Here is an 11,665-nt window from a genome sequence, read left to right as displayed (position 1 = left end):
GCCTAAGAGACAGCCTTTTTATTACTTTACCCAGCTTTCCGTCACTTTCTTATTTTTAGAAATCCAGTTTTTCACGCCTTTTGTTTCGTCTTTTGCACTGTTAATTTCTGATTCTAATGATGCCAATTGATCAGCGCTAATCGAAAAATCTTTAAGCCACTTTGCTGCTTCTGGATAATCTTCCTTAAAAGCTTTTTTACTGATTGACTGTATTTTCTCAGGTCCAGTTGGATTCATCGTATTTTTGGGATCTTTTAAGTATCTGAGATTATACTTTTCAAAAGCCCAGTGCGGGCGCCATAACGTAACAACAATAGGTTCTTTATTAGCAATGGCTTTATCCAATTCCGATAGCATCGCAGCTGTACTGCTCTCTACTAAATTCCAGTCTGTTAACCCATAGCTGGGCATGGCATGGTCTTTCGTAAGACCATTGATTCCAGATCCCGGTTCAATGCTAATAATCTTTCCGTTAAACTCCCCTTTCTTATTTTTTAAATCACCTATCGACTGCGCGTCTACATAGTCGGGAACGGCTAATCCGCTGTCTGCTTGATCGTACCAAGTGCCGAGAACGTCTACTTGTTTTCCGAATCTTTTCATGTAAGAACTATGGGTAGTAGGCATCCATACATCCAAAAATAAATCAATATTTCCTTGAGCAACTCCTGAGAAAAGCGGGGCTACGTCACTTTGAACTGCTTTAACTTTATAGCCTTTTTCCTCTAATAATTCCTTCCATAAAAACGTAACGGCTACGGCTTCGTCCCATGGTATGTACCCAATTGTAATTTCTTTTTTAGTCGTCGTGCCGCTTGCCGTATTGCTATTTCCGCATGCAGAGACAAGCAGCATGACGACGATTGTTAGCATAATAAAAGAAATTTTTTTTGAATGTTTCATCTAATCCCACCTTTATCCATTTTATTTGCTTGATTGAATATCTTGGCTTTTTCGAGTAGAAAGATGCGTTAAACGATCTAAGATAACGGCAATAATAACAACCGCAATCCCACCGATAAACCCTAAGCCTACATCCAGCATACTGATGCTTCGTAATACCTCTGCACCTAGGCCTCCCGCACCGACCATGGAAGAAATAACAACCATCGAAAGAGATAGCATAATAACTTGGTTTACACCCGACATAATCATAGGCAAAGCGAGCGGCAGCTGGACTTTAATTAATTTTTGCCATTCTGTCGCTCCAAAAGCTTCCGCTGCTTCTAAAGTGGTGTGCGGAACTTGCTGAAGCCCAAGCAGCGTCAGACGAACGGCAGGCGGCATTGCGAAAATAAACGTAGCAATAAGAGCTGTAACATTCCCTAATCCAAATAAAAGTACGGAAGGAATTAAGTAAACAAAAGCAGGCATCGTTTGCATAATATCAAGAATAGGCTTTATGACTGCCCCCACTTTGTTAAAGCGGTGTGATAATATGCCTAAAGGAACGCCGAATAAAAGTGAGATAATCGTAGAAGCTAAAACGAGAGATAAGGTCAGCATTGATGCTTCCCATAAATCCAAGCTAATAATAAGAAGTAACCCAAAACACGTAAATGCAGCTATCTTCCAATCTGTCAACCATAGCGCTAATAGAACAAAAACAAGGACAGTTACTAGCGGAGGAGAGGCTGTCAATGCCCATTCAAGGCTGCTGATTAAACTGGTCATTATCTGGTTGATTCCAGTAAATACACCTGAAAAACTATCAATCATGTAATCAACAAATGAATTTGCCCATTTATCTAAAGGAATACGAGGAATCATCGCAGCATTCACCATCATATTTATCGAACCTCCACTTGATATGATTTAACTTCTTGCTGCTCGGTCACTGCAATACGTTCAGTGAGATTTGCAATAAGAGTGCTCGGGGAAATCATACCTTGTAGGCGATGATGATTATCAACAATGACTACAGGCGAATGACTGTCTGTAAATAGAGGAATCATTTCTTGTAAAGACATATCAGGATTGACGCAATGCGGCTGTGTCAATGCTTTTCCTTTTAAATCATGCTTATGAGCTTCAATAAGCTCCATCACTGTATAGATGCTCATCATACCTAATAAGCGGTCAGAACTATCAAGAACAAAAATCGTAGATAAATGATTTGTTCTCATTCTTCTTAATATAACTTGTGGTGATTCATACTCATAGGCAGCCGTTTCTACCGGAATAACAGCGTCTTTAGCAAGGCGGATTTTGCCATAATTAACGTCTTGAACAAGCAGTTTTACATAATCGGTTGCGGGTTGACTTAAAATATCTTCAGCCGTTCCAAGCTGTACAATCTCTCCGTCTTTCATTACGGCAGCCCGGTGCCCTAAAGTTAATGCTTCATCTAGATCATGCGTTACAAAGATAACTGTTTTTTGTACTTCTCCTTGAATATCAAGAAATAGCTTTTGCATATCTCTTCGAATAAGAGGATCTAACGCCGAAAAAGGCTCATCCATCAGCAAAATCTCTTGTTCAGAAGCAAGGGCTCTCGCTAATCCAACCCGCTGCTGCATACCTCCTGATAATTCATAAATTCTTTTATAAGCTTGTCCATTTAACCCCACCATTTCAAGCGCCTCTTTCCCTCGCTTTTCCCTTTCGCTTGCTGATACGCCTTGAATTTCTAGACCGAACGTAATATTGTCAATTACGGTGCGGTTTGGAAGAAGGCCTACATTTTGGAATACCATTCCAATTTTATTTCTTCGTACTTGCTGAAGCTGTCTTTTTGGCATATGAGAAATATCTGTATTTTCTAGATATACCGTCCCTTCTGTTGGTTCTATAAGTCCGTTCAAACATCGAAGTAAAGTAGATTTACCGCTTCCTGATAATCCAATTAACACAAAGGTTTCTCCCTTTTTCACTTCGAAATGAGCATTGTAAATAGCAACGGTTGTCTTAGTAGATTGTTCGACTTCATATTTACTTTGTCCAGACTCTCTCAGCTTAAGAGCCTGTTCTTTTTGACGGCCAAACACTTTTGAAACATCGGTAACGCGGATAATGGGTTCTGTTAGTTTAGAGCTTGTACTCAATTTATTTCCCCCTTATTTTTAAAGTAGATTGTTAGAGATGGTCTGGCACACCGAGATAATGTGCCAGACCGCTTCTATTTACTATTCGACCTTCATACCGATTGCTTCTAATACATAATTGTAAAAATGCGAAACGTGCTGTTCGATAGGTACTAAAATCCCTCCTTCTTTATAAGATTTTGAGCTCATATTTTCTTGACACCACTCACACGCTTCAAAATCTTGTAAATTAACGCGGTGAAATAATTCCACGGCATCTTTTGGGTCAAAATCAGGCTTAGCCATTTCTTCCGGGTCGAATAACCATTCGCAAATTACTTTGGACTTTTCTGCACTGATTGGAATAATACGATGAATAATAACGTGATCCGGTGTTAAGTTGATAAATACAAGCGGCAGAACGGTAATGCCAAAATACGTGCGGTCATCTTCAGGAAGCAACCCTTTTAACATAGGACGGCTTCCTTTCCCGCTAATTGAAAAACCTTCTAACTCATTGCCAAACTTAGCTCCACCGCCTACTGAATTTTGAGTGCCGACTCCCGAACGAAATTCAGGGAGCGTTGCCGTAAGCTCAGGGTGAATAGAGGAACAGTGATAACATTCTTGAAAGTTTTCTACAATAAGCTTCCAGTTTGCCTCGACTTCGTACTCTTCACGATGAGCGGATTTTAAATTTTGAATTTCATACCTAGCAAACGTATAAAGCTCTCCAAAACGATCAAAAATTTGTGCGTCTAGCTGATATTCAACAGATATCGGATTGTCTGATAAATTAACCCAAACCATGCCGTGCCACACTTCAATGTGAACGGATGTTAGTCCGTAACTTTCGTTATGCACGAGTTCTTCTCGACAGTGGCTTGTGTTAGGAACACCTACTAAATCACCATCTAAGCTATAGCTCCACGAATGATACGGACAGCGAATGACCCCTGCTTTACCGGATGCTTGGCTGCACAGCTTAGCTCCTCGATGCCGACATACGTTTAAAAATCCTCGCAGTATATGGTCTTTTCCTCTAGTAATTAAAATATTTTCGCCTTCAACTCTCGTTGTAATATATTGTCCTGGTTCTGCTATTTCGTATTCAAATGCAACTAAACTCCATGATTTAGAAAATATATGATCTTTTTCTAACTTAAAAATGTCCGAAGATGTATACAGCTCTCCTTTCAACGTGGGCTCAAGTCTCCCATTATCATTTACTAAACCATGTTCCATAACCATCTGCTATTCCTCCTTCGCTTCTTTAGAAACATTTAAATAGAACCATTCGCAAGAGCTGACGACGATTTATACTATTTTGTTCGCCGCAAATCGCTGCGGAGCAAACAAATCAATTGGGTGATTGGTTTTTCCCTCTGTCACTAAATCTGCTAAAATCTCTCCTACTACGCTTGCAAACTTAAAACCATGTCCGGAAAATCCCGCTGCAATTGCTACTTGAGGATATTCAGGATGCAGCGAAATGACAAAATGTTCATCTGGTGTATTGGTATACATGCACGTTTTCCCTTGTAAAAACCGACCGTTGAGCTGCGGAAGACCTTGAGCTAGATAGTGCCGCATCATGTTCACTTCATCTTCATATATATTTCGATCAATCGTTTCCGGCGTACACGCCGTTCCTTTTCGGAAAAACGCCACTTTTGCTCCTTCAGCCTTTAATCCAAAAGAAGGGAAACCATACAACTGTACATAATCATCTGCTTCCCAAATATAAATCGGCTGTTTTCCCACTGAAAAAACGTCTATTCCTTGTGTTGGTTCAAAAAACATTTGCACATGACGCTCTACTTGTAAGCTAACACCTAATTCCCGTAATAAATCGGGTGCCCAGGCGCCTGCAGAAATAATGATTTTTCCAGCTTCATATATTCCATTAGCTGTTACAACACGCACGCCTTCACCAGAAGGATGGGCTTCCCACGACACCACTTCTTCAAAAAAATGAAGCTCAGCTCCGTATTTTTCTGCTTGAAGAAGGTGAGTATATACGCTTGCTTCCGGCCTAACGAATCCAGCTTTTTCTTCATATAGAGCAACCGTAGCAGGTGAAGGTGTAAATACCGGAAACCGTTTGTAAATATCCTTTGCTTCTAGAATCTCATACGCAAGATTCCACTGTTTAGAGCTTTCGATGCTTCCAGAAACCGTCAAGCTATCAGGAGGTCCCATCATAAGTCCACCGGTAACCGTAAGAATTTCTTGACCGCTTTCTCTTTCAATTTCATTCCACAATTCGTAGGCGCGAAGCAACAATGGAACATAAGCAGGGTCTTCAAAATACGACTGCCGAATAATTCTAGAACCGCCGTGACTCGATCCTAGATCATGAGCAGGACCGTATTGTTCTAACCCCAATACCCGCTGCCCTTTTTTGGCGAGCTGATAAGCAGCCGTACTCCCCATAGCTCCTAATCCGATAATAATGACATCATAATGTGTTGACATCTGCATTTCTCCTGCCTTTCGATTGATCAATTAAACTACCGCTGGGGAGTGTGTCATCATTGCTGCTTTATAACGCTGACCAAAGTATTCAACTTCTAAAACCATTTCTTCATGTACAGCTTGAGATAATAAGGTGTGTACAATTCCTTTGCCTAAGCTGTATGAATAGCCAGCACTTGTCACAAATCCGAGGGCCGTTTCTCCATAAAAGACCGGTTCATATCCCATTACTATCGCTGAAGGATCATCTAATACGAGCGTCGCTAATACTGTTTCAGAATCTTTTCGCTGACGATCAAGCAATGCCTCTTTTCCAATAAAAACTGGTTTTGTTAAATCAACCATTTCATGAAGGTCGACTTCATATGGATGATGTTCGCTCCAAAAGTCTTTCCCGCTTTTTAACGAAAAAGATTCAATTCGAAGGTTTTCAAGAGCTCGGTCTCCCCCAGCAATCAGCTGATAAGGCTGTCCTTCTTCCATTAATAAATCCCATAAATTCAGACCTTGATCGGAAGTCGTAATTAATTCCCAGCTCTCCATTCCCCCGCAGGAATCACGCAGAGCAAGGACTGAAACATTTTCGATAAACAGCGTTTTCGCTTGCCCTTCAATCCAAGTGTTGCCAAGGTCTGAGCGTTGAACCATGGACTTCATTACTCCTGTAGCTTTAGGGCCAATTAATGCTAAACTGCATGTCCCTGACGTTACATCTTGAAAAACAACTTGATCGCTGTGTGGCACGTGTTTTTGAATCCAGCTTGCTTCTACAGCTCCCGTACAAACAATCAAGAAAGTGGATATATTTTTGCGAATAACCGTTATTTGATCTTTTATGCCGCCTCGCTCATGCAACATACACGTGCGTATGCTTTGACCTACTGCAATGTCTATATTTCCTGTCGTTAGCTTCTGTAAAAACTGGAGAGCTCCTTCTCCTTTAATTTCTAACCTTTTCTTTGCTGCCGTTGTATCGTAAAGAGCTGCGTGCTGACGAGTATGCAAATGTTCAGCTTCAATAATTGGTGACCAATGTTCAGCAGCCCATCCATTTCTTATTACCATCATCTTTTCATAAGTAGATATAAGCGGATAGTTAGCTTCATACCACTGGGGCTGCTCCCATCCTGCTTTTTCATTAAAATAAGCTTTCAGTTCTTGTTGACGCATATAAAATGGACTCACGCGCATGTTTCGCGATACTTTTCGCTGCATAAATGGATGGTGAATACTATAAACCTCTTCATACTCTTCAATAGACCGCTGTTTGTAATAAGCAGGGCTGCATGCATACGTATCGAAACGATTAATGTCGCATAGCTCTAAATCCACAGTCGGCGCACCATTCATCATCCATTCAGCCATTTGTTTTGCGACACCTGCAGAGTGCGTTACCCATATAGCTTCTGCTACCCAAAATCCCTGTACCGTTTGTGATTCACCAAGCAGCGGCATACCATCGGGCGTGAATGAAAAAATGCCGTTCATTCCTTTTTTTATTCCCGTTTGTTTTAATGCCGGAATTAACTCTATTGAATCTTCCCACGGTTTTCCAAAATCTTTTGGTGTAAAAGGTTTAACAGAAGGCATTTCTTTTGTTTCTCCGTATTTTGTAATATCACTGAGTTCGACTGGAAACGGCTCATGCTGATATGATCCAATCCCAAGCCCTTTTTCTACTTGACGAAAATAAATTGAATTATCTTGATCTCGAATAAGAGGAGTGGCGGCTTCTTCCGTTTCTCCGTTCAACTCAAGTAAATCATTTGTAAACACATATTGATGAGCCATTGGCTGAAGAGGGATCGTTACACCGACCATTTCTCCGATGCGAGGTCCCCAAAATCCAGCACAGCATACGATTACATCTGCTTCGAATTTCCCGACACTTGTGTACACTGCTTTTACTTGACCCTTTGTCACTTCAATATCCGTCACTTCTGTATGACCGTAAAACTCTACTCCGCACTCTTTAGAAAAACGAGTCATTTTATCAACGGCATGCAAAGGTTTAGCAATACCGTCTGACGGAACATAGAGACCTCCGCAAATACGATCAGGACAAATCAACGAATTTTTTTCCGCGCATTCCTGCGGTGAAAGAAGAAAAGCTTCGATTCCCCATGAGCTGGCAACACCAGCCTTTCTCTTTAGATCTTCTAATCGCTCTGGTGTACGGGCAACTTCTAAACTGCCGACAGGATAAAACGAGCGCTGTTCATCTGTACTCAACTCTTTAAAGGTCTCGACTGTTTGAGAAGCTAGTGTTGTCAGGATTTTTGAAAAGCTAAGCTGAAATACAAGCCCCGGAGCGTGAGAGGTAGATCCTCCTGTTTCTAGCAAAGGGCCTTGCTCAATCACTGTTATGTTTCGTTGCCCCATTTTACTTAAATAGTAGGCAATGCTGCACCCGACAATTCCAGCTCCTATCACTACTATTTTCTTATGTTCCATCACTTCATATCTCCCTCCTTTTTTGGTTTGAAGGTGTTAAATATTGTCGATAGTTAATTATATTTTTAATTTTCTTAATTTTCAAAGTATTTTGTTAAAAAGTGTGACATAGATTTTTTTTTGCACTTTCTTCCGCTAATGTTCGGATAACGCTTTCTTAACTTTAAAATCCCAGAAAAATCGCCGTTTTTTTCTTTCGAATAACGAATTTTAAAGAAACTATCTATCTGTCAAAATGACACTTATCAATGAATGGTTATACCAAAAATGACGGAAAGAAGATAGCTAAAATAACTTAGCTATCTTCTTTTTAAACCATTTACCGATTAATTAATTTTGAAGGCTTAAATACTTTTGCTTATTTTTAGACCAAAGTTGCTTGTTTGACTACTTTTTTCATTTCTTCTGCAACGTTTCTTTTGTCTTTTTCACTTGTAATCCCCCCGCCTACAATCACAAGATCCGGCTGTGACTGCACGACTTCAGGAAGTGTATTTAGTTTAATACCTCCTGCCACCGCTGTTTTTGCATTTTTCACAACTCGTTTAATCGTTTGAAGCTGCTCAAACGGAGTCTCTCCTTCAGCTTGAAGATCATACCCTGTGTGTACACAAATATAGTCAACACCGAGTGCATCGACTTCTTTTGCACGTTGTTCAAGGTTTTTTACATTAATCATATCGACAAGAATTTGTGTTCCTTGTTTTTTGGCCTCTTCTACAGCGCCTTTTATAGTCGAATCGTTAGTAGCGCCAAGTATGGTAATAATACTAGCACCCGCTTCAGAAGCTTTCATGACTTCATAAGCACCTGCATCCATAATTTTTAAATCAGCTAATACCTTTAAAGACGGAAATGCTTCCTTGATTTCTTTGACTGCTTTTAGCCCTTCGTTAATCACAACCGGAGTACCAATTTCTACAATATCGATATACTCTTGAACCTCCTGCACTACTTCTTTTGCCTCTGAAATATTTACAAGATCCAATGCTAATTGAAGTTCCATACCTGCTTCACTCCTTCATTAAATGGGGTTGCCTAGCATGAATTCATTGTAAAACCGTTACTTTCAAAAAAAAAGTAGGCACTTTTAAAACATATAGTCACTAAAAATATACTATGGATGCTTCGGTGTATCTTATCACTTGTATTTATTTTAGAAAATTCTGAATAATAAAGGCGTTTTTGTAACCTTCTCAAGAAAAGATTTTATCCCATATGTGTGGAGTTATTCATTTCAGGTTCTATAAAGGTTTCCATATAATTTTTTCCCCACTCGTCCATGCTTTCAAGAATGGGCATCAAGCTTCTCCCGTGCTCAGTCAAGGAATATTCAACTTTTGGAGGTACAACCGGATAGACTTTTCGGTGAACGATTTGATCTTCTTCTAATTCTCGCAGCTGACTTACTAACATTCGCTGAGTAATTCCCGGCATCATAGATTTTAACTCACCAAATCGCTTTGTTCCTTCTTTTCCTAGATGCCACATAATCAACATTTTCCACTTGCCTCCAATAATCGTCAACGTTAATTCCTTTTCACAGTTAAACGTTTTGCTAAAAAGTCTGCTCAATCCTTTTTCCTCCCTTTTTATGCGTAATAGTATAGTTTTAGACACTATATGAAAATAAAGTGTCTACTTATAAAGGAAAATTGTACCTGCTATACTGTAATCTGTAAAGATGGTAAAAGACTATATTCACTGCAATAGACCGTTAAAATAAAGGAGGAGATCAATTGGACAGCGTAGCTCGTTCACGTGATAATTGTCTCAAGTCTCATTTACCACAAGCGTTAGAAGTGGATTCCATGACCTTTATCTTATTTGGAGCAACAGGAGATTTAGCTAAAAGAAAAATTTTTCCTGCGTTATATAATTTATTTTTAGATAAAAAGCTGCCTTCTTCCTTTTCTATTGTTGGTACGGGTAGAAGCAACTGGTCTAATGATGCCTTTCAAATATATGTAGGAGAATCCGTAAAGACTTTTTCAAGGCGCTTTAGCCAAGGTGAATCCAAGATAAAAGAATTTCTTAAGACAGTTCGCTATCATAAAATGGATGTTACCAACAGTGATGGATATGACCAGTTGCTGCATGCTATTCAAGAAGGTGAAGCAGAATTAAATATTCCTGAAAATCGTCTTTTCTATTTATCAGTGGCTCCTGAATTTGTAGACGTTATTGCTTCAAATATAAATAGCGGCGGATTAGGATCTACAAAAGGCTGGAAACGTCTTATTATCGAAAAGCCTTTCGGACACGATTTACAATCTGCTCAAGTGTTAAATCAAAAGCTTACTGAAACGTTCAATGAAGAAGAGATTTATCGTATCGACCACTATCTGGGAAAACCAATGATTCAAAATTTGGAGGCTCTAGCAGCTGCAAACCCTATTTTACAAGCACTATGGAATCATCACTACGTTGCAAATGTCCAAATTACAGCTAGTGAAACAGTTGGTGTAGAAGAAAGAGCGCCTTACTATGATCAGTCCGGTGCAATTAGGGATATGTTCCAAAACCATATGCTTCAAATGCTTATGATGACTGCCATGCAGCTGCCAAAGACACTTAACATCGCAAAGACTCGCCAACAAAAGATAAAAATTATGAAAAGCCTTCGCCCTCTACAAAAAGAGGTTATCCATTCGAACGTCATAAGAGGTCAATACGAAGCGGGAAAAATCCAAAATCGTTCCGTTATAGGATATAAAGAAGAGCCCGGCATCAATGCTGCTTCCGTCAATGACACATTTATAGCAGTCCGGGTATGGATTGATCATGAGCTTTGGAAAGGAGTGCCTTTCTATCTTCGCACGGGAAAAAGAATGAGTAAAAAATGCACGCGTATCGTCATTGAATTTAAACATCCTTTAAAGGAGGTTTATACAGCCGATGAAATCATTCCTAACCTTTTAGTTGTCGAAATCAGCCCAAATGAAGGTATTTCGCTGCAATTAAACAGCAAAAATCCTTTGAATGGCAATAAAATCGAACCTATTTTTATCAATTTCTCCACAAATCAAAAAGAAGTACCAGAAGCTTATGAACTGCTGTTATTTGATGCTCTACAGGGAGACTCCACATTTTTTGCTCATTGGGAAGAAGTTGAATTATCTTGGAAATGGGTGCAGCCTATTTTAGAAGCTTTTAACAATGAGGGCTTTCCTCTTCATTTTTACTCTGCTGGTACAATGGGACCAACAGCTTCAAAGCATTTGTTAGAAGAAGATGGGTTTAAGTGGTGGTAGTTTTATAATTACCCTAGATTATTTCTAATCTATAAAAAGAGATTGAGACATAACTAAAACAATGGAAAGATCCGAATGATACATTGTTCGGACCTTCCTTTAACTAAAACATTCGTGTTCCATCCTCTTTTTGTACATGTTTCAAATAACTTCACCTGGCTAAATCTATGTCACTTAAAAAATTAAATCTTCGTATCTTCTTTATTTAATATCAGCCATTTGATTTTTCGATCTCGCTCTTTTCTTTCTTGTTCATCAACCAAATCATATTTCTTCAGCAAATGAAACATCTCGTTTAATGTTGTTTGCGAAGGGTTTCGCACGAGAAACTCATGAAATAATGAACGAATATCTTCTGGCAGCCACTGTGACTGCGCGTTAAACTTCTGCTGTACATCTTCTACCGAGTGGTCTAAATTACATTTACCCATACCTTTTCCTCCCCTTTTATGTAAC

At 39.5% G+C, this 11,665-nt stretch carries 10 protein-coding genes; 1 reads left to right on the top strand and 9 read right to left on the bottom strand.

Annotated elements, in window-relative coordinates:
- Positions 1 to 21: 21 nt before the first annotated feature.
- The 8 genes from NST66_RS06315 to NST66_RS06280 all read right to left on the bottom strand — a co-directional run bounded on the left by NST66_RS06315 (position 22) and on the right by NST66_RS06280 (position 9,530).
- Complete coding sequence (locus NST66_RS06315; RefSeq protein ID WP_028413965.1) at positions 22 to 903, bottom strand: glycine betaine ABC transporter substrate-binding protein; 882 nt, start codon at positions 901 to 903, stop codon at positions 22 to 24.
- 21 nt (positions 904 to 924) lie between these two features.
- Entirely contained in the window at positions 925 to 1,788 is an 864-nt protein-coding gene (locus tag NST66_RS06310; RefSeq protein WP_028413966.1) for an ABC transporter permease, read from the bottom strand.
- Between the two features lie 2 nt (positions 1,789 to 1,790).
- Positions 1,791 to 3,044, bottom strand: a complete 1,254-nt coding sequence (locus NST66_RS06305) for a quaternary amine ABC transporter ATP-binding protein (protein ID WP_033578490.1) — start codon at positions 3,042 to 3,044, stop codon at positions 1,791 to 1,793.
- 81 nt (positions 3,045 to 3,125) lie between these two features.
- On the bottom strand, positions 3,126 to 4,274 hold the full coding sequence (locus tag NST66_RS06300) for an aromatic ring-hydroxylating oxygenase subunit alpha (RefSeq protein ID WP_047751332.1): 1,149 nt from the start codon (positions 4,272 to 4,274) through the stop codon (positions 3,126 to 3,128).
- A gap of 66 nt (positions 4,275 to 4,340) precedes the next feature.
- Entirely contained in the window at positions 4,341 to 5,501 is a 1,161-nt protein-coding gene (gene solA / locus NST66_RS06295; protein WP_028413969.1) for an N-methyl-L-tryptophan oxidase, read from the bottom strand.
- 30 nt (positions 5,502 to 5,531) lie between these two features.
- Positions 5,532 to 7,955 (bottom strand): GcvT family protein, encoded by a 2,424-nt coding sequence (locus tag NST66_RS06290; RefSeq protein ID WP_340843757.1) that lies wholly within the window; start codon positions 7,953 to 7,955, stop codon positions 5,532 to 5,534.
- 364 nt (positions 7,956 to 8,319) lie between these two features.
- Positions 8,320 to 8,961, bottom strand: coding sequence for a 3-hexulose-6-phosphate synthase (gene hxlA / locus NST66_RS06285; protein ID WP_034266616.1), 642 nt, complete (start codon positions 8,959 to 8,961; stop codon positions 8,320 to 8,322).
- A 203-nt stretch (positions 8,962 to 9,164) separates the two neighbouring features.
- Complete coding sequence (locus NST66_RS06280; protein WP_014460848.1) at positions 9,165 to 9,530, bottom strand: winged helix-turn-helix transcriptional regulator; 366 nt, start codon at positions 9,528 to 9,530, stop codon at positions 9,165 to 9,167.
- A gap of 164 nt (positions 9,531 to 9,694) precedes the next feature.
- Between NST66_RS06280 and zwf the strand changes: the two genes are divergently transcribed.
- Entirely contained in the window at positions 9,695 to 11,209 is a 1,515-nt protein-coding gene (zwf, locus tag NST66_RS06275) for a glucose-6-phosphate dehydrogenase (RefSeq protein ID WP_080974242.1), read from the top strand.
- A 182-nt stretch (positions 11,210 to 11,391) separates the two neighbouring features.
- Here zwf and NST66_RS06270 read toward each other — a convergent pair whose 3' ends face one another.
- On the bottom strand, positions 11,392 to 11,640 hold the full coding sequence (locus tag NST66_RS06270) for a hypothetical protein (RefSeq protein ID WP_049163732.1): 249 nt from the start codon (positions 11,638 to 11,640) through the stop codon (positions 11,392 to 11,394).
- Between the last annotated feature and the right edge of the window lie 25 nt (positions 11,641 to 11,665).

This window comes from Priestia sp. FSL W8-0524 (assembly GCF_038005965.1).
GTDB lineage: Bacteria > Bacillota > Bacilli > Bacillales > Bacillaceae_H > Priestia > Priestia zanthoxyli.
The sequence above is the reverse complement of the archived record's forward strand: the minus strand, read 5'-3'. Positions and strand labels throughout refer to the sequence as shown.

Coding starts and splice junctions, on each gene's coding strand:
- NST66_RS06315 (WP_028413965.1), bottom strand. CDS start 903: ATGAAACATTCAAAAAAAATTTCTTTTATTATGCTAACAATCGTCGTC.
- NST66_RS06310 (WP_028413966.1), bottom strand. CDS start 1,788: ATGATGGTGAATGCTGCGATGATTCCTCGTATTCCTTTAGATAAATGG.
- NST66_RS06300 (WP_047751332.1), bottom strand. CDS start 4,274: ATGGTTATGGAACATGGTTTAGTAAATGATAATGGGAGACTTGAGCCC.
- solA (WP_028413969.1), bottom strand. CDS start 5,501: ATGTCAACACATTATGATGTCATTATTATCGGATTAGGAGCTATGGGG.
- NST66_RS06290 (WP_340843757.1), bottom strand. CDS start 7,955: ATGGAACATAAGAAAATAGTAGTGATAGGAGCTGGAATTGTCGGGTGC.
- hxlA (WP_034266616.1), bottom strand. CDS start 8,961: ATGGAACTTCAATTAGCATTGGATCTTGTAAATATTTCAGAGGCAAAA.
- NST66_RS06270 (WP_049163732.1), bottom strand. CDS start 11,640: ATGGGTAAATGTAATTTAGACCACTCGGTAGAAGATGTACAGCAGAAG.